The 22,025-nt window shown below is 58.1% G+C and carries 18 protein-coding genes; 16 read left to right on the forward strand and 2 right to left on the reverse strand.

What is annotated here, in order from left to right:
- Nucleotides 1–49: 49 nt before the first annotated feature.
- From A4E19_04830 to A4E19_04870, 9 genes are all read left to right on the forward strand, one after another.
- Nucleotides 50–1,168 (forward strand): hypothetical protein, encoded by a 1,119-nt coding sequence (locus A4E19_04830; protein OQW32689.1) that lies wholly within the window; start codon nucleotides 50–52, stop codon nucleotides 1,166–1,168.
- Between the two features lie 30 nt (nucleotides 1,169–1,198).
- Complete coding sequence (locus A4E19_04835; GenBank protein OQW32690.1) at nucleotides 1,199–1,999, forward strand: ABC transporter ATP-binding protein; 801 nt, start codon at nucleotides 1,199–1,201, stop codon at nucleotides 1,997–1,999.
- 119 nt (nucleotides 2,000–2,118) lie between these two features.
- On the forward strand, nucleotides 2,119–3,081 hold the full coding sequence (locus A4E19_04840) for a hypothetical protein (protein ID OQW32691.1): 963 nt from the start codon (nucleotides 2,119–2,121) through the stop codon (nucleotides 3,079–3,081).
- Nucleotides 3,082–3,083: 2 nt separating this feature from the next.
- Nucleotides 3,084–3,734, forward strand: a complete 651-nt coding sequence (locus A4E19_04845) for a hypothetical protein (GenBank protein ID OQW32692.1) — start codon at nucleotides 3,084–3,086, stop codon at nucleotides 3,732–3,734.
- A 23-nt stretch (nucleotides 3,735–3,757) separates the two neighbouring features.
- A complete protein-coding gene (locus tag A4E19_04850) occupies nucleotides 3,758–4,117 on the forward strand; it encodes a hypothetical protein (GenBank protein ID OQW32693.1) in 360 nt (119 codons plus the stop codon).
- Between the two features lie 17 nt (nucleotides 4,118–4,134).
- Nucleotides 4,135–4,611, forward strand: coding sequence for a hypothetical protein (locus A4E19_04855; protein ID OQW32694.1), 477 nt, complete (start codon nucleotides 4,135–4,137; stop codon nucleotides 4,609–4,611).
- Between the two features lie 359 nt (nucleotides 4,612–4,970).
- Complete coding sequence (locus tag A4E19_04860; GenBank protein OQW32695.1) at nucleotides 4,971–5,858, forward strand: hypothetical protein; 888 nt, start codon at nucleotides 4,971–4,973, stop codon at nucleotides 5,856–5,858.
- 115 nt (nucleotides 5,859–5,973) lie between these two features.
- Complete coding sequence (locus A4E19_04865) at nucleotides 5,974–6,420, forward strand: hypothetical protein (protein OQW32696.1); 447 nt, start codon at nucleotides 5,974–5,976, stop codon at nucleotides 6,418–6,420.
- Between the two features lie 45 nt (nucleotides 6,421–6,465).
- Nucleotides 6,466–6,927 (forward strand): osmotically inducible protein OsmC, encoded by a 462-nt coding sequence (locus A4E19_04870; protein ID OQW32697.1) that lies wholly within the window; start codon nucleotides 6,466–6,468, stop codon nucleotides 6,925–6,927.
- Between the two features lie 39 nt (nucleotides 6,928–6,966).
- On the opposite strand, the gene A4E19_04875 is transcribed toward A4E19_04870, so the two are convergent.
- Together A4E19_04875 and A4E19_04880 are read right to left on the reverse strand one after the other, a co-directional pair.
- On the reverse strand, nucleotides 6,967–7,740 hold the full coding sequence (locus A4E19_04875; GenBank protein ID OQW32698.1) for a hypothetical protein: 774 nt from the start codon (nucleotides 7,738–7,740) through the stop codon (nucleotides 6,967–6,969).
- A 54-nt stretch (nucleotides 7,741–7,794) separates the two neighbouring features.
- On the reverse strand, nucleotides 7,795–17,049 hold the full coding sequence (locus tag A4E19_04880; protein OQW32699.1) for a hypothetical protein: 9,255 nt from the start codon (nucleotides 17,047–17,049) through the stop codon (nucleotides 7,795–7,797).
- 377 nt (nucleotides 17,050–17,426) lie between these two features.
- Between A4E19_04880 and A4E19_04885 the strand changes: the two genes are divergently transcribed.
- The 7 genes from A4E19_04885 to A4E19_04915 all read left to right on the forward strand — a co-directional run bounded on the left by A4E19_04885 (nucleotide 17,427) and on the right by A4E19_04915 (nucleotide 22,025).
- The gene (locus tag A4E19_04885; protein ID OQW32700.1) at nucleotides 17,427–17,816 is read left to right on the forward strand and encodes a hypothetical protein; all 390 of its coding nucleotides are present in this window, start codon (nucleotides 17,427–17,429) and stop codon (nucleotides 17,814–17,816) included.
- Between the two features lie 87 nt (nucleotides 17,817–17,903).
- Entirely contained in the window at nucleotides 17,904–18,122 is a 219-nt protein-coding gene (locus A4E19_04890; GenBank protein ID OQW32701.1) for a hypothetical protein, read from the forward strand.
- Nucleotides 18,123–18,132: 10 nt separating this feature from the next.
- On the forward strand, nucleotides 18,133–18,987 hold the full coding sequence (locus A4E19_04895) for a cytochrome C (GenBank protein OQW32702.1): 855 nt from the start codon (nucleotides 18,133–18,135) through the stop codon (nucleotides 18,985–18,987).
- Between the two features lie 62 nt (nucleotides 18,988–19,049).
- Nucleotides 19,050–19,613, forward strand: coding sequence for a hypothetical protein (locus A4E19_04900; protein ID OQW32703.1), 564 nt, complete (start codon nucleotides 19,050–19,052; stop codon nucleotides 19,611–19,613).
- Nucleotides 19,610–20,137 (forward strand): hypothetical protein, encoded by a 528-nt coding sequence (locus A4E19_04905; protein ID OQW32704.1) that lies wholly within the window; start codon nucleotides 19,610–19,612, stop codon nucleotides 20,135–20,137. The genes A4E19_04900 and A4E19_04905 overlap by 4 nt, the downstream gene beginning before the upstream one ends.
- On the forward strand, nucleotides 20,134–20,553 hold the full coding sequence (locus tag A4E19_04910) for a hypothetical protein (protein ID OQW32705.1): 420 nt from the start codon (nucleotides 20,134–20,136) through the stop codon (nucleotides 20,551–20,553). Before A4E19_04905 ends, A4E19_04910 begins: the two co-directional genes overlap by 4 nt.
- A 62-nt stretch (nucleotides 20,554–20,615) precedes the next feature.
- The gene (locus A4E19_04915; protein OQW32706.1) at nucleotides 20,616–22,025 is read left to right on the forward strand and encodes a hypothetical protein; all 1,410 of its coding nucleotides are present in this window, start codon (nucleotides 20,616–20,618) and stop codon (nucleotides 22,023–22,025) included.

The following is a 22,025-nucleotide window of genomic DNA, read 5'->3' on the forward strand; positions in this document are numbered from 1 at the left end:
TTCGAGGTGATGGTATGCGAGATGGTGAAGAGCCAAGGCGGTCGACGGAGTGAGCACAGTGGAACAGGCGACCATCTCTGTCCAAGATAACGTGATTCTCTGCCGAGGGTCTTGGACTCTTCCAAACTTGTCCCAACTGGAGCGGAGAGGCCGAGCGCTTCAGTGGCCGAGTTCCTCCACGGTGTTCTACGATGTCGGCGACGTGACGGCCATGGATACGGGCGGTGCGCTCATGTTGCGGCGCTGTCTCGACGGCGTGCGGCGCAAGGGGCAACAGACTTCCCTCCAAGGATTGAAACCTGAGTTCGCCGAACTGCTCCACAAAGTAGAGGCTCAGTGGACCTGGTCCGAGCGAAAGGCTGCGGTCGGCGGTACGAGGTGGGTGGAACGCATCACGCGAGTTGTGCGCTCCCGACAGACATCCGTCTTGCGGGCGCTCGCATTTGTCGGAGAAAGTACCATCGCGTTCGGTCGAGCGCTGATACGGCCACGTACCATCCGATGGAGAGCGCTCTTGCGGATCGTGGAACTCGACGGCGTACGGGCCCTGCCGATCACCGGCCTGCTGACGTTTCTGGTCGGTGTCGTGATCGCCTATCAGGGCGCGGAACAGCTCCGTAAATTCGGGACGAACATTTTCATCGTAGATCTGGTCGGCATCTCGCTGTTACGGGAGATCGCCCCGTTGATCGTGGCGATCCTCATCGCCGGTCGTTCCGGATCGGCCTATGCGGCCGAGATCGGTACGATGAAGGTCACGGAAGAATTGGACGCGGTGCGGACCTTGGGCATCTCACCCATGAACCTGCTCGTGCTGCCGCGGTCGCTGGGCTTGGTCATCGCCCTTCCTCTGTTGACGGTGTATGCGGATGTGGTCGGTGTCTTCGGCGGCATGTTGATCGCCTTGGGAGAGCTCAACGTGAGTTTCGTCGAGTTTATCGCTCGATTCGAGGAGGCCGTCCCGCTGCGACACTTATTGATCGGCTTAGGGAAGGCGCCGTTCTTCGCGGCGATCATCGCCTTGGTCGGGTGTTATCAGGGATTTCAGATCAGGGGCGGGGTGGACGACGTCGGACGGCATACCACCATCAGCGTCGTGCAAGGGATTTTTCTCGTAATCGTGTTCGATGCCCTCTGCAGCATCCTGCTGAATTGGTGGGATCTATAGCGGCGCACGCCGGTGTGAAAGTAGCCCTGTATGCCGTTGACCGCGAACATCGAGACGCCCGTGATCGAGGTCAGCCACGTCGCCACGAAATTCGGCCAGGCCGTCGTGCACGAGGACGTCAGCCTGGCCATCCACAGGGGAGAAATTTTTGCGATAGCCGGAGGCAATGGATGCGGCAAGACCACGTTGCTGCGCGAGATCATCGGCCTGATCACCCCTTCCGCCGGTACGATTCGGCTGTTCGGAATGGACAGCCGAAAATTGGAGACGGGGGACGGCCACCCGGTTCATCGCCGATTCGGCGTGATGTTCCAGCACGGCGCTTTGTTCAGTTCGTTCACGCTGGCGGAGAATGTCGCCGTGCCGCTGCGCGAGCATACGACCCTGAGCGCCGGGTTGATACGCGACATTGTCGCCGCCAAGATCGCGATGGTGGGACTCCCGCCGGACAGTGCCGCGAAATATCCCAACGAGCTCAGCGGCGGCATGCGGAGACGGGCCGCGCTCGCCCGAGCGATCGTCATGGATCCGGAGCTCTTGTTTCTCGACGAGCCGACCGCCGGCCTCGACCCGATCATCGCGGCGGGGTTTGATGATCTTGTTCTCTCGTTGAAAAGCCTCTTGGGATTGACGGTGGTGATGGTGACGCATGACTTGGACTCACTGTGGCGAATCGCGAATCGGGTGGCGGTACTCGGCCGCGGAACGGTCCTGGGAGTCGGCACCATGCAGGAGTTGTCTCGATCGGACGACCCGATCGTCCGAGATTATTTCCATGGCCCCCGCGGGCGCGCGGCGAGCGAACAGGCGGCTTGGAACAAGGAGCTGTAAGCGAACACATCGTTCCGTTGGGTTTTTAGTTGGGAGTGTTGAACGAGTTCACATTCGACTCAACACTAAACATCCGAAACTCGGAAGCACGTCAATGCCGAGTGACTGAAGGACAAACGATGGAACCCAAGGTCAACTATATCCTGGTCGGCTCCTTCGTGGCGTTGCTGGGAGCGGCCGTCCTGGTCGGTATTCTATGGCTGGGGAAGACGGACTACCGGGGTTCATACGATCGGTACGAGGCCTATATGAAGGAGTCGGTGGCCGGATTGAGCGTCGATTCCACCGTCAAATACCGCGGCGTCGACGTGGGCCGGGTCAAGGCGATTGCCTTGAATCCGAACAATCCGGAAGAGGTGCTGCTGACCATGGACATCGTGCGGGGGACGCCGATCAAGATCGACACGATTGCCGTCCTGGAAACGCAGGGGCTCACCGGTCTGGCCACCGTCAACTTGACTGGAGGAAGTCGGGAATCGCCTTCATTGCAGGCTCAGGAGGGACAAACGTATCCGGTCATCAAGACAGGCCCTTCCCTCTTCGTTCGCCTGGATGAAGCCGTCTCCCGCTTACTTTCGGAAGAAGGCCTGGCCCGACTGTTGGTCGATCTTGATGCGGCCGCGAAGGGAGCGGCACAGGTCCTGGATGAAGACAATCGCACCATGCTGAAGCGAACGATCAAGGATCTCTCGGAGGTGGCCCAGACCGTCGCAGCGCACAAGGCCCAGATCGAGCAAAGCTTGAACGGGGCGGCCAAGAGCGCCGACAATCTCGTCAAGCTCACGGCGTCACTGAATACCGAGGTTCCGACCTTGCTGGCCGGCATCAACAAGAGCGTCGCGGCACTCGGCACGGCGACGGAGGAACTGTCCCGCACGAGCAAGACCGTTGGAACGGTCGTCAACGAAGCCAGGCCCGAATTGCAGCAGTTCACCCGCCGGACTCTGCCCGAGGCCGGCTTGTTGGTAACCGAACTGCGGCAGCTGACGGGTACGTTGACTCGTGTGGCGCGGGAATTGGAGCGGGAGCCGAGCTCGCTGGTGTTCGGAAAAAAGGCACCGGTACGCGGACCAGGGGAATAGCAGTGTGCGTTGATGCGACGATGACCTATCGATTGGCATATGTGGGGTACGCACTGTTGCTGATGGCGACGGCCGGGTGTCTGTCTCCCTTCGGGGAGGCTCCGAAGACCCATACTTATCAATTAAGCTTGGACAACCGACGCAGTGACACGCGCGCCGCCGATGCCGGTGCGCCGGTCCTTCTAGTCAGCCTACCGCAGGCCGAGCCGGGGTTCGAAACGCCTCGGATGGTGTACGTCAAACGGCCGTATGAGTTGGAGTATTACGCGCTCAATCAATGGGCCGATGCGCCGGCACGCATGTTCCTGCCGTTGCTCGTGCAGGTTCTGGGCGAGAGCGGCGTCTGGCGTGACGTCGTGTCCTTGCCGAGTGCGGTTCCGGAAGATTATCGTCTCGATTCGTATGGATTGACTTTACAACAGGAGTTTTTCCAACAGCCCAGCCGGGTCAGGTTGACCGCCCGCATGCAGCTCGTGGACATGAAGCAATCGTCGATCGTGGGCATGCAGACGTTTGAGGTAGCCGAACCTGCATCGAGTGAGAATGCGTACGGCGGTGTGCTGGCCGCCAACCGGGCCGTCGCCGTGATGCTGGATCAGGTGGCAGCGTGGGTCCGAGACTGCGTTCAGCGTTCACCGGGATGCCGACGGTAACGATACTCCAAGGACCAATGGAAATGGATGTCGAGAGCGGCTATGTGTTCAACGTCTTGTGTGCCTTGACGACGGCCTGTTGGCTCGTGGCGTCCACGGCGGATCTTGAAGCCGGTGAGCGAAATCTCGCACGAGGCAAAACGATCTATGAGAAGTATTGTGTGGCCTGTCACGGCCCGCAGGGAAAAGGGGACGGAGTTGTCCAGTTTGATCCTCCCATGGCGGATCTGACATCAAGTGATGTGCTTCGGAAGTCGGATTCCAGCCTTGTGAAGAACATTCACGATGGGCGACCGAATACCGCCATGGATGCCTGGAAGTCAAAACTATCAGACGAAGCCGTCCGAGACGTGTTGGCCTATGTTCTGACATTCCCACGCTGATGAACCGATGCACCAGTATGAAAGCCTCCTGGAAAACCGGGCTCGGTTTCGGACTGACGTCGGGGGTCATCACCACGGTGGGGCTCATCGTCGGTCTTCATTCGGGAACTCATTCACGAACTGCGGTTCTCGGGGGTATTTTGACTATCGCCATCGCCGACGCGTTGTCTGACGCGTTGGGAATCCACATCGCGGAAGAAGCCAACCGACGCGGTCCCAGTGCTCATGTGTGGGAATCGACCGCCGTCACGTTTGCGGCCAAGTTCACGGTCGCCGTCTCTTTTGCGATTCCGGTCCTGCTGCTGTCGTTGGAAACGGCCGTCATCGCGAGCCTCATTTGGGGAATCAGCTTACTCTGTCTCCTTAGTTGGATCATGGCTCGAGCCCAACAGCTGCCGACGTGGACCGTCGTGGGAGAACACCTGATCATCGCCTGTGCCGTCATCGTGATCACATTCTATCTTGGACGATTTGTCAGCAAAACGTTCGGCTGACGGTCGAGCTAGTGTCTCGCCTAGTATCTCATGCCTTGTCAGTATGACCAGATACGTATCACCGTCCTGGTGGTGGTGAGGCGTCATATCAAACATGCCGCGGCTCGTTTTCGGGGTGTTCCTATTCAGTTGGCACATCGCCGCGGATGGCTCTATGGTTCTACGGTGCCATTGAGCAGACGGGAACTTCGGATCGAATCGATCATCCTGAAGCGTGTCCTATCAAGGAGGAGCTTTTCCCTCCAGCGTCACTGCATGCAGATTTCCGGATAGAGGCGTACCTGCTTGAAGTGTCGGGGGTAACGACGACGTGCGGGATGCAAGGGTGGGTTGAACCACGATAATGGACTGACGCGCCGATGTCTCATACGATGGGGTCTCGAATACTGTTAGCTACGGATTTTTCAGAAAGTTCCGCCTGTGCACGGGTCTATGCCGAATATTTCGCCGCCCGCCTCACCCTCCCCGTGGACCTACTGCACGTGATCGAAGGGCCGAGAGAACGAGACGACCATGAGTCAGATCCTGAGAGAACGGACGAAGTAAGTCGGCTCCTCGAAGAGCAGCGCAAATTGCTCGCCGGTGGAATTGCCGTCACCATGAGCCAGGTGAGAGGGCGACCCAGTGACCAAATTGTCAGTACGGCACAGCGACTGGGCGCCGATTTGGTTGTCATGGGAATGCAAGGTCATACACACACCCCGTTTGGGTTGATCGGAAGTACCGTTGAACGGGTCATCGGTGCCGCCGCCTGTCCCGTCCTATCCGTCCCGTTGCCGCAGAAAGAAGCCAGCCCTTGTTCCCTAAGTGAGTCGGCGGCGGTCTTGATTCGTCGAATTCTGGTGCCGATCGACCAGTCCACATCTTCGTTGAATGCTCTGGAGTATGCGATGTGGTTGGCAGACCGGCTCAAAGCCGGCCTGGTGTTGATGCATGTCCTGCAACCGTGCCAGAACCCCCAGGATACGATCCATGTCGCGAACGAGGAAACGAACCGCACGGTGTGGCTAAGCCGATTAACCGAGCTAGCGACCAGGGCACGCTCGTACGGTCTCGCTGCGGAGCAGGAGATTCGGGATGGTATCACGCAAGACTCGATTCTCGCCGGAGCCCTTCAACACCATTGTGATCTCATCGTGATGGGAACACACGCCGCACGCCATACCAGTCCGCCCCTTGGGAGTGTGGCCAAGGCGGTGTTACGCCAGGCGACCAGTCCGGTGCTGACCGTCAAGGACTCGCGTTGACTCATCCGTGTCTCGCCTCATGCCGCCTAGCATAAAAACTGATACACTGGTGCGAACGTGGCCGGCACTGTGTCGGAGCATCCGGCTATCCCGCTCGATTGCCAAAGGAGCGATGATGATCCGACCATTACTGACGTTGGCCTGCGTGGTTGTCTGGACCTCCTCCTATTCCGGTCCTGGGATGTCGGTGGCGGCGCAATCGACCGAGGAACGGTCGCACCGGGTTGTGATTCACCTCAACTCCGGCGACGAAAAGGTTCAGCGCGCCGCGCTGAACAACATCAGGAATCTCCATCAGGAACTCGGGCCCCAGAATCTCACGGTTGAACTGGTCGTGCATGGGGCAGCCCTCCCTCTCCTCATCAAGAAAGTGACGCCATTGGCGGAGGAACTGGCTGACTTACAACGCACCTCCGGCGTGCGCTACACCGCCTGTTCCAACACCATGAAGACTCTCAAGGTGACAAGAGAGGATTTGATCGATGAGGTAGGCGATACGGTACCGGCGATGGTGAGACTCATGCAGAGACAAGAACAGGGTTGGATCTATATCAAGCCGTGAAGAAAGTGCGAGATGACAGCCGATCGCAAGAAGTGAAGAGGACGAATGGAACACAAGAGCAAAGTGTATCTGTACCAAACCGCCGTGAAGCGGACGGAACAGCGAAAGGGAATCATCTCCTGCGCTGGGAAACCGGATGTTCAGGTGGCCACTCCTCCGGAGTTCAAAGGCCATGAGGACATGTGGTCCCCGGAAGATCTCTTCGTGGCATCCGCCAACGTCTGTTTGATGACGATGTTTCTGGCCATGGCCGAGCGAGCCGGACTCGCCTTTTCCGCTTACGAAAGCACGGCGGAGGGCCGGCTGGAATTGGTGGAGGGGAAATTCCGATTCACGACGATCACCATCAAACCTTCCCTCGCCTTGAAGTCCGGAAGTGACGCGGTCAAGGCCAGGGAGCCGATTGAAAAAGCCGAGCGCAATTGTCTGATTTCCGACTCAATGAAAGCCACCGTGACCGTGGAACCGGTTATCCGCCCTGCGGACGACTTGCCGCCGATCCTATGACTTGTGAGCGCGGGTGTTGTGTGACGAGGACTCTGTCGACTAAGGCGGTGACCGTTGCTCGAAGTCGCACTGAGTAACCGATTCTAATCTCCGAGCGGCCACGGCGGCTTCCCATCCCGGTTCACAGGGGAGCAGAAGTACGCTAAGCGTATCTGGGAACAGGCTACCCAATCGAACCCGAACGTCCCCGTCGACTCCGTCCGCTTCAAGAAGAATCTCGCAATGGGACAAGCCTTGGAGACCGATACCCTGTGCCTTGAGCAGTGCCTCTTTCGCCACCCAGTAGCGGAAGAATATTCTCGCGCGCCGTTCCGGGGGCGACTCCTCAATTGCCGTATGTTCGGAGCGCGCGAAAAATCGCTCAGATAGTTTCGTAACGTCGACATCCGAACGGACGAGTTCAAGGTCGACTCCGATTTCCTGTCCTTTGGAGACGGCGATGAGCGCACGGCCATGGGCATGGGATAAATTGAACGTGATCGCAGATCGATCTCGTAGGTTCCCCGCCAGGAAGGGCTTGCCTGTGGCACTGTGATCCAGCACGATTTTATCCGGTGGGACTCCGAGGTATTTGCCGAGCACGGCTCTGAGACCTCCGTGTGCCAACACATAGTGCCGCCGATGTTCCTCGCGAACCAGACGGGCCGCTCGATGCCGCTCTCCCTCATCCAACCACCCCGCACAGCGCTCCAAACTTTGTGACGTTCCGTGGAGCTCCAGCCCCCAGAGATGAACGGCATGTTGTTCAAGACGGGGATGACCCGGTTGACTTGTATCGGCGAGACGCTCAATTGATGTGAACGACATCAACATATTGTTATCCTGATGCCACCGTTTTTGCTGTTCGGCAAAAGAAGGTGATGAAAGTCACGCAGCTCGATTATTCGACGGGACCGGCGTGTCCTGCGTGCATTCGGCGATATAGCGTCGAATGTGGGAGGATATTTCCTCAACAGACGGCGAAACAACCAGGTCGGTCGTTCGTCGAACCGCCACCTCTATAGTCTGGCACCCTCCGCCCGCCAGTTCGCTCCAGACACGCCTGGTATCATGCTCCATGACCCGTTGAGAGGCCACGAAGTTGAGTATGCGCCCGGGATAGGGATGCATCGTATAGCGGGCTGCCGCACGGAACATCGCAAGCCGCATATGGTTGTACTGACGATGTTCCGGGTCGCTTTCACGCGGTCTGTAGAACCGTGACAAGAGCAGGTTGCTATTATACTGCAGGACTTGAAGCCAATCCTTCATAGGTGTACGCCGGAGTTCGCCGAAGGCGCTCAAAGTTATAGAAAGGAGTTCCGACGGGAATGCCAGTGCGGTTGGGGAATCATAACTATACTTATACGAGCTGTACGAAATTGGATGCCAGCTATTCAAGATAACCAGCGTGACCGCTTCCTTCTGGTCGACCAATTGTTGGGCGATCTCATAGGCGACAAGCCCGCCGGTACATACGCCGATGATGATATAGGGCCCTTGGGGAAAGCGTGAGCGGATTTCAGCGATGTAGTGTCTTGCCATCTCCGGCACTGAGTCATATGGTTCCACTTTCCCATCGTATCCCCGGGCTTGTAAGCCGTACACGGGATGGGCCTGGCCGAGAAGCCGTGCGAACTGCGCGAACCACAATATTCCTCCTCCCGCTGCCGACACCAAAAACACGGGGGTGGCCGAACCGCTTGGCTGCATGGCGATCAGTGACTGCCACGGCGATGTCCGCTGATCCTGCACAAGGAGCGACGTGAGCGTGGCGATCGTCGGCGCCTGAAACAGCGTGGAGAGGGGAAGCTGTCGGCCATAGACCTGTTCAATAAGATAGAACAGTTGAGCGGCTTTGAGCGAATGGCCGCCCAGATCGAAGAAGTTGTCGTGGATCCCGATGTCATTGATGCCGAACACCTGTTGCCACAACACCGCCATTTGCACATCCGTTCGATCGGTCGGGAGGACACGGACAGCGGCAGTCGGGAGAGCGGAAGCCGGAGCCGGGAGTGCTTTCCTGTCGATCTTGTTATTGGCTGTCAATGGCATGGCATCCAGAAAGACGAACAGCGACGGGATCATATAGTCTGGAATCTGGGATCTCAGAAATGCACGGAGTTCCGACTGGCTTGGAACAGGGCCATCTTGGCAAACCACATACGCCACCAATTGCTTGACACCTTGCTGCTCTTCCCGTGCCGTGACCACTGCTTGACGGACTGCTGAATGACGACTCAGTGCCGCCTCAATATCACCCAATTCTACTCGGAATCCTCGAATCTTGACCTGGTTATCCAGGCGACCCAGATGCACGATGCGTCCGTCCGGCTGGTAACGGGCGAGGTCTCCCGTCCGATACAGCCTCGAGAGGGGCTCCGGAGAAAAGGGATGAGGGATGAACCGCTCCTTTGTCAACTCAGGCCGTCCTCGATAGCCACGGGCCACTCCATCGCCGCCGATATAGAGTTCGCCGGACACTCCGACGGGAACCGGTTGAAGGAATTGATCCAGAATATACACGTCCGTGTTGGCGATCGGTCTTCCAATAGTGATCTCCCGATCGGTCCGTTCGATCTTCTCGATTGTGGACCAGATTGTCGTTTCGGTCGGCCCATACATGTTCCACAAGGCGCGGCTTCGGTCCAACAAGGATGCCGCCAGGTCGGGAGACAAGCCCTCCCCTCCGCAGAGGACCGTCAAGTTCTCGCTGCCTCGCCAGCCGGCTTCCACCAACATGCGCCACGTCGCCGGGGTCGCTTGCATGATCGTCGGCTGTACGGCCTCGCAAAGATCACGCAGTTGTCGCCCGTCCATCGCAACCGTTCGGCTGGCGATTTCGATCCGGGCCCCGGCCAGCAATGGCACATACAATTCCAATCCAAAGATATCGAAGGAGATGGTCGTCACGGATAGCATGATATCTCGAGCGGTACATCCCGGCTCGTGCAGCATCGACCACAAGAAGTTCACCAGCGCGCGGTGCGGAATTTCCACGCCCTTAGGCTTTCCGGTCGATCCCGACGTATAGAGGATATACGCCAGATCTTGAGGCGTCGCGATCGGCCCTAAGTTGTGGTCAGATTCCCGCGTGAGGCGTTCCCCCTCCCGATCAAGACACAGCAAGCGGCAGGCTTGGGCGTCAAACCGATCGGATAACTCGGTCGATGTCAGTACGGCGGCGACCGAAGCATCCTCTGCCATGAACCGGAGGCGATCCCGCGGAAAATCCGGGTCGAGCGGGACATAGGCCGCGCCGCTTTTCAGCACGGCCAGCAGCGCAACGACCTTCTCCAAGGATCGCTCGAGGCTGATTCCCACCGTCACACCGGGTTTAACGCCCAGTGTCTGGAGATAGCGTGCCAGCCTATTGGCTTGGGCGTTGAGCTCACCGTACCGCAGCGCTGTCTGTCCCATCGATACAGCCATGGCGTCGGGCGTCTTCTGGACCTGGGCTTCAAACAGCTGAGGAACACACTCGGACCGAGGGTAGTCCCGTTGCGTGCGGTTCCAATCCAGCAATATCTGTCGCCTCTCGGGCTCCGTCAAAGTCGGGAGCTCGGACAGCTTGCGGTTGGGGGTTGCCAATGCGCCTTGGAGCAGGGCCCGATATTGTCCCAACATCCGTTCCGCGGTCCGGGGTTCGAAGAGATCCGTATTGAAAGACAGGTAGGCTCTTCGCGAGAACTCCGTCTCGATCGTCAAGCTTAGGTCGAATTGCGCGGCTTGGGTTTCCACTTCGAAGGGCACCCAACTCAACCCCTGGACGTTGATCTCCCCGATAGGGGCATTCGGGACGTTGAAGAGGACCTGCACCAGCGGGGCCGAGCTATGGTCGCGGGCGGAGTGCATCGTCTCGACCAACTTGTCGAAGGGAAAGTCTTGATTGGTGTAGGCCTCCAACGCCGTGTCACGCACCCGAGCCATCAACTCGGTGAAAGCCGGATCGCCGGTGAGATCGGTCCGCATGACGAGGGTGTTGACGAACGAGCCGATGATCGACTCGACCGCGGATTGAGTCCGGTTGGCGATCGGAGTGCCGACGGCGACGTCGGTTTGGCCGGCATAGCGGCTCAAGAGAATCTGGAAACAGGCCAACAGGGTCATGAACACCGTTGCGTTGTGCTCCGCGCTGAATTGCTTTAGGCGGTCGATCAACGATGCGGGCAACTCCAGCGTGCAATGTGAGCCGTTAAATGTCTGGATCGCGGGCCGCGGATGATCGGTCGGCAATGAAAGTTTGGAGAGCCCGGCCAATTTCTTCTGCCAATAGTCCGATTGCGCGCGGAACCAAACCTCGGTCAGACAACGCCGTTGCCACACCGCGTAGTCGGCATACTGAAGAGAAATAGGCTTTGCCGAGGGAACGTCTCCTCGGCAAAACGCGTTGTAGAAGAAGGCAAACTCATGGCCGATGACGCCGAACGACCACTGGTCTCCGATGATATGGTGCATCGTGAGCACCAACACATGGTCCTCGGGTTCAATCTCGATCAAAAGAAACCGTGCCAGCGGACCGTTCTCAAGATCGAACCGCTGGTTCGCTTCCTGTTCCACCAGCCGCGCCGCCTGCTGTCGTCGCTGTTCGGAAGGCAGGTGCCCCAGATCCACTTCCACCCAATGAGGAGGGCGAAAGGGGTGAATCACTTGAACCGGTCCGTCATCCCTCATCGTGAATGTGGTTCGAAATGCCTCATGGCGGGTGCAGATGGCATCGATCGTACTTCGGAGTGCCGATTTATTCAGACGTCCCATCTGTCGCGACGCAAACGGCATGTTATACGCCGTGCTTTCTGGTGCCAGCTGATACAGCAGCCACATGCGTTGCTGAGAATAGGAAAGGGGGAGCGGCCGATCCCTGGGCACCGGAGTGATCGGTGGAAGAACGGATTTCTTCCGGTCCCTCCGGCGCAACCGCGTCACTTCTTCGGCCAGCGCCGCGATCGTCGGCCGTTCAAACAGCGCCGGCAACGACACATCGACTTCGAAGATCTCGCGTATCCGGGAGACGAGCTGGGTCGCCAAAAGGGAATGCCCCCCCTGCTCGAAGAAATGGTCATGGATACCGGCTTCCGGCACTTCGAGCACCGACTTCCATAGTGTTGCCAAGGATTCCTCGACCTGATTTCTCGGGGCGATCCTGGGCGTCGCGTGACCGGCTGCCTGTTCCGGAGCCGGAAGCGCCTGTCGATTGATTTTGCCGGTGGGACTGAGGGGCATCGTGTCGAGCCACAGAATGACGGAGGGCACCATATAATGCGGGATGCGCGCGGCGAGATCACTGCGAATCTGTTCGAGCTTGTCCTTGAGCGACGATTCGCCGGCCACATAGCCGACCAAACGGTGCTGATCCCGTTTGTCTTCCCGAAGCAACACCGCCGCATGATGCACACCGGGGAAGTTGCTCAGGACATATTCGATTTCCCCCAGTTCGATCCGATAGCCACGCAGTTTGACCTGCTGATCCGTCCGGCCGAGATACTCCACATTGCCGTCGGCCCGGTATCGAGCCAGGTCACCGGTCCGATACAGCCTGGTGCCCGGCACGTAGGGATTCGCCGGAAATCGCTCTTGGGTCAACTGCGGCTGGTTGACATAGCCACGGGCCAGGCATTCTCCCGCGATATACAATTCTCCCGGTACGCCGATGGGCGTCGGCTGTAAATTCGTATCCAGCACATAGAGTTGCATATAAGCGATAGGTTTGCCGATCGGTACGCGGGCTCCGGCTTCTTCACGAGTCGTTTGATACACGCTACACCAGACGGTGGCTTCCGTCGGGCCATATTCGTTGTACAGCGTGGCATGGGGCAGGAGCTGATAATGTCGCCGCACGAGTTCAAGGGGCAGGCTTTCTCCGGCGGTGATGACGACACGAAGCGATTCGAGCTGAGCATCCAACGCCTCCCCCAGCACGGCGTGATACAAGGAAGGGACCCACACGACGTGGGAAATGCGATGGTGCTCGATGAGCGTCGCAAGATCCGCCGGATCGCGATGCGCGGTTTCCGCTGGGATGACCAGTTCTCCCCCCTGTAGCAACGTCCAAAAGATGCCTGTCACGGACCCATCGAAGGCGAACGAGAAGGTCAGCAAGAATCGAGAGACCGACTCTTGATAGTACTGCAACCGGGCCCGAAGGGAGGTCACCAAACTGTGATGGGTCACGGCCACACCTTTAGGTCGTCCCGTCGAGCCCGAGGTGTAGATGATGTAGGCGAGCTGATCCGGGGAAACGGAAAGCACGAGGTTCTCTTCTTCCGTTCCGTTTCCTGTGGGTATAGAAAGAGCTTCTACATCATAGATCCGGCCGCGGTAGCCTTGTAAATGACTATGGAGATGAGCCTGTGTGACGACGACGGACACCCCCGCATCCTCCAAGATGAGTCGGAGGCGGTGATCGGGGAAGGACGGATCCAGGGGAACGTATCCGCCTCCGGCCTTGAGAATGCCTAAGAGGCCCACGAGCGCGTCCACGGAGCGCTCAACACAGAGACCCACCGGGAGATCTGCCCGGACTCCTAATTTCTGTAAGGCGTGAGCCACGCGATTCGCTCGCCGGTTCAGCTCCTGATAGTTGATGGATTGCTCTTCGCACGTGACGGCGACTGCAAGGGGAGTCCGTTCCACCTGTGCCTCGATGAGACTATGGATGCCGGAGGCCTGAGTGAACGGTTTGTCCCACGTCAAAGGAATGTTCCGTCTCTCCTCGGCGGTCAGCAATGATAGTTGATCAAGAGGGGCATCAGGTCTTTTGAGAAAGTCATCAAGCAAGATCTCCAGCTGCGCCAGCATTCGGTCCATCGTGGAGTCATCAAAAATCGTCGAGTCATGAAGAAACGCCAATTCCAGGCCGTTGACCTTGTTCACGACCATCAACACGAGGTCGAACTCCGATGCCGTTGGCTCCCAGGGAAGATGGGTGACCTCAAGATCTCTGATCCTGAGCGCGGACAAAGGGTCGTCTTCGCACACCATCATCACGTTGAATAGTGGAGACAGCGACCGTTCGCGCTGTAACGACAGCGCCTCGATCACTTCTTCGAACGGAAGGTCTTGGTGGTCATAGGCTTCCGCCACCACCCGGCGGATCTGCTTCAACAATTCCTCTCCTGTCAGCCCATCGGATACCTCGGACCGCAACGCCACCGTATTGACGCAATATCCCATGACGTCTTCGAGTTCTCTCCGACGCCTGCCCGTCACGATCGATCCAATGACGATGTCAGACTCTTGTGTGTAACGATGCAGCCACGTGACAAAGACGGCATAGAGCACCATGAACGTCGTGACGTTCTGGCGCCGGCATAGACGATCGAGACCGGCTGAAAGCTCCGGAGAGAGCGATCGAGACCTCACACCTCCTTCGAAGGTGCGTGGCCGCGGCCGTTGACGATCGGCCGGTAGTTCGGCGGGTGGACGGGCGCCACTCAACTGTTTGATCCAGTAAGCTCGATGGATTTCCCGAAGACCTTGATCAAGCCTGGATCTTTGCCAATCGGCATAGTCCGCGTACTGTACGGCCAGCGTAGGAAGACCAGCCTGGTGTACATCACCACCGGCTTCCCACAGATGAGCCAGTTCCTTCCAGAAGATACGCAGAGACCATCCGTCGGCGACAAGGCGGTGGAAAGTCAACGCCAAGACATGCACTTGATGTTCAAGCGCCAGCAAGGTCACCCTGAAGAGAGGTCCTTGGCGCAAGTCAAACGGTCGGCTCCTGTCCGTTTGGAGGAATTGCCGCACTTGAGCGTCTTGCTCCGTAGGCTCCGATGGCTGAAAATCTTCCCGGCCGATCGTCACTATCATCTCGTCGGATATTTCCGCGAATCCATCTCCTCGCTCCGATCCGAAACGAGTTCGAAGAATGTCGTGACGGCGGACGATTTCCCGCACTGATCGTTTCAAGATCTCAGGGTTGACCGGCCCATGGATGCGCACCGCCATGGAGATGTGGTTGATCGCGCTCTCAGGATGAACTTGCTCCAAGAACCACAGTCGCTGCTGCGAGAAACTGAGCGGAATCCTGCTTTCCCGCTTGGATGCCGAGGGAAGCGGAACGGTTGGAACCCGTGCTCCGTCGCCTTCACTTGCGTCCCTCTGCCGCTGTGCCATCTGGCCGGCGTCCGGCCTCCTGCTCGGCTCACCGATCCGAACGGCCAGTGCGGATAAGGTCGGACTTTCGAACAGCACACCGAGGGGAAGTTCAACGGAGAATACGTCAAGGATACGCGCTACAACTTGGGAAGCAAGGAGCGAATTGCCGCCGAGTGCGAAGAAGTTCTCATGGCGATGCGGAGGAGGGCATCCAAGCACCTCTTGCCAGATGCCGGCCAGGCTTTTCTCGGCAGGAGTCTCTGGCATTTCGGTCGAAGCATCGCCGAGATCGTCTCCTATCGAGAGGTCCAGCGTACTCGATGTGATCACGGCGAGCTCACCGGACTCAAATGCAGTTTTGCAGGCATGGCGCTGAATTTTTCCACTAGATGTTCGTGGGATGGTGCCGGGTCGGAGAAGCACTACACTATGGACTTCCAATTCATGTTCGTCAGCTAAGGCACGACGGATCGAACTCATTACGTCCGGCATGTCAGATTCCCTCAACTGCGGTTCGATCTCGTTGACCAGCACCACCAGCTCTCCGGTTTTGCCTTCAATCGAGAAGGCCGCCCCACCTCCTCGGCGCAAGCCGGCATGCACCTGCTCGGCGGTCCACTCCAAGTCATGGGGATAGTAGTTACGTCCTCGGACGATGATGAGATCCTTAAGCCGTCCGGTGAGGAACAGCTCTCCCCCGTGAAGGAATCCAAGATCGCCGGTCCGTAGATAAGGACCTTCATCAGAATCAGCGAGGGTCGCACCAAATGTGACACGATTCAATTCCGGTTTGCCCCAGTACCCGGCTGCGACTCCCGCACCAGCCAGCCACACCTCGCCAACTGTGTCCGGCGGGCACTCGGTGTGCGTGGTGGGGTTGACGATTTTGACAGTGGTCTGTTCGAGCGGTGTTCCGCATCCGACGAGGGTTCGAGTTTTTCCATCCGCGGAGGAAGATTCCTTGACGATCGACCGAGCCAACGCGTCGGTCGCAGGTTTCAAGAAAGTCGGTTCCATCCCAGCCTGCTTCATCGTCACCACCAGAGTGGCTTCGGCGAGCCCATAGGCTGGCGCAAATGACGTGCGCCGAAAGCCCCGTGGACCAAAGGTGGCGATAAACTGCTCAACCGTCTCCGCATGGATAGGTTCGGCGCCGCAACTCGCGACTGTCCAGTTGCTCAGATCACCCTGCCATTCTTTCTGCTGCCGGACAGCCCGAAGACAGGCTTCATAGGAAAAGTTGGGTCCACCACTGTGGGTAACCGCAAATTTGGAGATTGCCTCGAGCCAACGTAATGGTCGCCTGAGAAACGTGACTGGTGACATCAGATAAGCTGGAGCGCCGACGTAGAAGGGGGCAAGGATACCATGGAGCAATCCGTAATCATGGAAATATGGCAACCAGCAGAGAGACCGAGTCTCGTTCGATACGCCTCCGGCCTGACTCATGGCTCTGCAATGAGCGAGCACGTTGCCATGGCTGATCATGACCCCACGAGGAATTGCGGTCGATCCGGAGGTATATTGCAAATAGGCAAGGGCGGTGTTCGTAGACCGTGGCAGCTCATCCATGTCGGTTTGCTTATAGTGTTGATCTGTGGCCATCCACTTGATCTGACCGATCTCCTTCGCGATGGACAGCTCACGCGCCTGGGCTTCGATGCTTGAGGTTGTGAGCACACGGGATGCCTGAGCATCGTCAATGATGGAACGCAGCCTCGGCAGGCTGTGTTTCTGTCTGACCAAATCGGGGGCAGGGGCAGGGACCGGCACGAGGCCGGCGCAAACGCAGGCCCAAAATGCACAGACCATGTCGAGGCCTTGTGGGTAGAGCAGAAGGGCTTTTGTTCCAGAAGAAACCTCGGAGGCGAGACGGCCTGCAAGGGAAAGCACGGTGCGTTCGAGTTGCGCATAGGTCAGCTGACTCTCAAGGTCGAGGTTGTCACGAATCAGGGCATAGGCCAGTGCATTCGGCTGTTGCCGGCATCGGAACTCGAAGAGATCAGAAAGATTGTGAATAGCCCGAGGAGGAAGTTTAGACATGGAGGTGAGACACAGACTGCCTCTGCGCCGCTACGAGTAACCTCGATCAGCGATCTGTCTACCGACGACTACAAACCTAGTATGTTTGGCCATCAATGCAAAGAAATTCCCGCTTTCCCACCGATCCCAACCTCGAACGCTTGACAGACCACCATGCTCGATTCGGGTACTGATTCGATCCATAGTAAACGCTGTAGCATCCTGCATCAGTAGACGACGAGCCCCGGGGTATTTGTCGCCAGTTCACTCCGCTCAAACCGGCACTATCCTAGCAAAACCATCTATCCTATTGACCGATAAGGGAAAATGTTTACGTATGGCCTACGCATCAATGGCACGCTGATCGCAAGGTTTCCTCATCGGAAGGGGAAGAGAAGATGTCGACGACGGAACGGAAGCTGGTGTGGTGCGCAGTGTTCGCCGGGATGGTGGCGGCGGGGTTCGGCAATGTCGGGATCAATGACCTTCTTCCCTCAGGAAAAGGAGGGGATCCGGTCAGTGGGCGAGAAATCTATGTACACACCTGCATTCGATGTCATGGCATCGACGGCAAGGGCGCGTTGGGAATCAAGCTGGTTCCACCTCCCGCGGATCTCACCTCTCTTACCGTTCAAAGCCGGCTCGACGGTACCTTGTTTCGACGCATTCATGAAGGCAAACCGAATACCGCCATGGGTGCGTGGAAACATGCTCTCTCCGAAGAAGAAATTTGGGATGTGTTGAGCTACGTGCGTACGCTCAGGGTCGAGTCCAATGGACAACCATAAAGATGAATCCAATGAGCGGTCGCTGTATCTTACCCCGTGAGAGGCAAATCTCGAGCACCCGGGTTTGAAGAAGAGGGAGGTGTTGCCATGAAGTGCAATGTGGGAGGCAGTGAGCGACCGATACGAATCGGAACGGGACTCCTGGCGGTCATGATCGGCCTCTTTGCCGGGTTTTCAACGGCCGTCTCAGGAGCGGCAATTGCAGTCTGTGCCATACTCTTGCTCACTGGAGCGATGGGGTATTGTCCGCTGTTCATGCTGTTCGGTGTCAATACCTGCCCTCCGGCCTCCGACGTGAAACAATGAGGTTCCAGTCATGAGCCGACCGATCAGGACAGGCATCGTGCTGGTGAGTGCCTTGTCGGTGACGATCAGTTGTGTGCCGCCTCCACGGGTGACGGATAGTGAGGAAACAGCCGGGCGTCCGAGCACGGACGCGACCATCCACGCCTTGTTTGCCCCGCCTTCCCCTGAAACGATTCCGGGCGATCTGCGGGGCGAACAGATTCGACTGGGATACAAAATGATCGCCGATACACAGGAATATGGGAAACGATATGTGGGGAACGCGCTGAACTGTACCAACTGCCATTTGGACGCGGGACTCAATCCGAATTCCGCGTCCTTCGTCGGCATCAGCACGCTCTATCCGCAATATCGTGAACGCGCCGGCCGACAGATGACTCTGGCCGACCGAATCAACGAGTGTTTCGAACGCAGCATGAACGGAAAACCCCTGCCGCCCGACAGTGTGAAGCTCACGGCCATTGTCGCCTACATCGAGTGGTTATCGCAGAACGTGCCCCCTGGGAGCGCGGTCCCCTGGCGAGGAATTCCCCGTCTCACCACGACTCATCAACCTGATCCTGTCGTCGGCAAGAAAGTCTTCGAGCAAAAGTGTGTCTTTTGCCATGGCTCCGACGGACAAGGCACCATGGCGGCACCGCCGGTGTGGGGGCCTCGTTCGTACAACATCGGTGCAGGGATGGCGCGGGTCAGCGTGGCGGCATCGTTCATCAAGGCCAATATGCCGCGCGGTTGGGGGTGGACGGTGACGGATGATGAGGCGGTGGACGTGGCGGCCTATATCAATACTCAGCCTCGGCCTGATTTTCCCGGCAAGATTCATGATTGGCCGAGAGGAGGCAAGCCGGCGGATGTCCCCTATTGAGCCGACGAGCAGTATTCGTGGAGGCAATGCGGTGAGCAACATCGGAAAACGAGTGAGACACCATGGCTGACGAGCAAGCGCGCGATATGAATCGGACGGTCCCGGTGATGCCTTGGTGGTCGGGGGGACTTGGGATCGGAGTCATTCTGTTGCTCGCGGTCGCGCTGGTCCAGCCGATCGGAGTATCCACGCAGTACGTGGTGCTGGACGGCGTACTACTACACAGCGTGCTTCCAGATGCTGCCGACGGGAGTCCTTACCTGAAAGAAACCAGCAAAGGGTGGACGTTGGCCACCTATGAGTTTGTCTTCGTGGCCGGGATCCCGATCGGCGCCTTTTTCGCCGCGATGGCGACGAACCGATTCAGCATGAGAGCGGTGCCTTCTGTGTGGGCGCAACGGTTCGGGCCGGCTCCGATGAGGCGTCTGCTAGGGTCGTTCATTGGAGGATTTCTCCTTCTCTTCGGAGCCCGCTTCGGGGGCGGTTGCACCTCCGGCCACATGATCAGCGGAATTTCTCAATTGGCTGTCAGTTCATTCGTTTTTTCGACGGCTCTCTTTGCAAGTGCGATTCTCACGGCGCGATGGCTGTATCCCGAGCGACAAACGCAGCGACAAATGCGATGAAATTACTTTTGGGACTATTTCTCGGTGCGGCGTTCGGCGCGGTCCTTCAACTGTGCGGTGCGTCGAGCCATACGAAGATCATCGGAACATTGCGGCTCAAAGACTTCACGATCATGAAGGTTATCCTGACCGCCATCGGTGTGGGGCTGATCGGCGTGCAGGCATTGGATGCGTTGGGTACAGCTCATATGAAAGTCAAAGATCTCTATCTTCCGGGGATCGTAGTGGCAGGGCTGATTTTTGGAGTGGGGTTCGCCATCACGGGCTACTGCCCGGGGACGGCTCTTGCCGCCGCTGCCGAAGGGAAGCCCGACGCGTGGATAACGGTTGTCGGCGGCCTGGTCGGTGCGCTGACGTTTGCCTTCCTCTGGCCGAATCTTGAGTCATCTTTGGCTTCTTTCGGAGGATTCGGACCGATGACGATTCATGGATCGTTCGGAATTAATGGACTCCTCATCGCATTGCCCCTCGGCGGACTGTGCCTGTGGGGAGCGGCGAAACTCCCGATGCCGGGATCGACATGAAACTCACGGCGACCTTTCACAGCGGGACACGCTACGACATCGTAAGCGGCACACATCGAATCATCACCGATCAGGCGGTGGAAGACGGGGGACAGGATGCCGGAATGGGACCGGTTGAACTCTTTGTCGGGTCCGTCGCGAGTTGTGTCGCGTATTTCGTGGGGCAATTTTGCGGGCGGCACGGCATTTCTCGAGACGGCTTGACAGTCGATGCGGAATGGACGATGGAGGAAGTTCCTCACCGGGTGGGCCGGATCGACATCGGTATCCATCTTCCCCATCGCATCACGGCGGAACAAAAGGAGCGTCTTCTGAAAGTGGCGCACGGCTGCACGGTTCACCAATCCATCGCCGTGACGCCGAATATCGGGATCACGTTGAATCCACCGACGCATCAGAAACCCAACGGGTCGTGAGAACACTCGCATACGATCATGCGAAATCATGGCCACGGCTTCATGAAATGAAGGAGCGTAAGATGGGGGAGGGAAGAACGAGGAGAGCGATTGTAGCCACGGTGTCGCTGGCGGCAGGATTGGTCCTCATGCAGGATCCATCCTTTGGAAGTGATCAATCCCGCGCAAAGGAGCTTCTCCAGCAAACCTGTATGCAATGTCACCGACTGGAAGGGACGGCCGATTCTCGGTTCAATCTGCGAGCGCCCGACTTGATGTGGGCCGGCAGTAAATACCAACGGTCCTGGCTCATTCGTTGGCTGACCGGAAAAGAGGCCCCGATCTATGCCAAGGGCTATCGATGGGATCTGACGGAGGTCCCCGCGAAACATCCGATCGTGACAGAGGCGGAAGCCGCCGCGATTGCCGACTATTTTGCCGAACATAACAAGGACCCGCGCGTCACGGTCGGAGCCTTTGACCTATCGAAGGTGACGAAGTTCGACGTTCAGTTCGGTGCGGCGGCCTATAAAGCCCACGCCTGTCTGGGGTGCCATACGATCGAAGAGAACAGCCGATTAATCGGAGGGCAACAGAGCGCGGCGTTGCAGAAGTCGGGTCAGCGATATGACAAGGACTGGTTGTTTCGTTTCGGTCTGAACCCACAGGACTTCGTTCCGCACAGCGGCGAGTTTCTAGCCGATGCGACGGAGCCGCAGTTGCGTGCCGTGATCGGGTATCTCATGGTTCAAGGGGTACCAGACTTTCAGTACTATGAGCCGTGGACGAGCCCTGAGTTCAGCAAGGCCGACGCCGGGCGCGGCAAAGTCTTGTACCGAGAATACTGCGCCCAGTGTCATGGGTTGACCGGCAAAGGAGACGGCCCAGCGGCCTCGGGATTGGAACCGAAGCCCGCCATTCACGCCAACATGCCCTTTGAAAAACTTCCGATGGAGTATCTGTACAACGTGATCAACCATGGCGGTCCTGCGATCGGCAAATCACCGAACATGCCGTATTGGGGACTGACCATCGGGCAGCAGGGTGTGGCGGACGTGATCGCCTATTTGAGGGTGACGTTCAAGGGAATTCCCGAGGTTGCCGCATCGGATGGCGGTGCCCAGAGCGCGGTCTGCGTGCAGCCGCGCAAGACGGCCAAGGCGCCGGAAGGCTTCCTCTCCAAGGCGAATCCGCTTTCCGCCTCGGCCGATTCCGTTCAAGCGGGAAAAGAGTTGTTCCTGAGAGCGGCGCAGCCGGTCGCCTGCGTGATGTGCCATGGCGAGCAAGGCGACGGCAGGGGATTGATGGGTGCGGCCCTCGTGCCGCCGCCCAGGAATTTTACCTGTGGCGCGATGATGAAAGACATTCCTGATGGGCAACTGTTCTGGATCATCAAGAACGGCTCCCCGGGAACCGGCATGATGTCGTTTGCCTCGCTGCCGGATGTACAGGTGTGGCAGCTGGTTCACTATATCCGGAGTCTTGCCAAGTGA

Source organism: Nitrospira sp. SG-bin1, assembly GCA_002083365.1.
Lineage (GTDB): Bacteria > Nitrospirota > Nitrospiria > Nitrospirales > Nitrospiraceae > Nitrospira_D.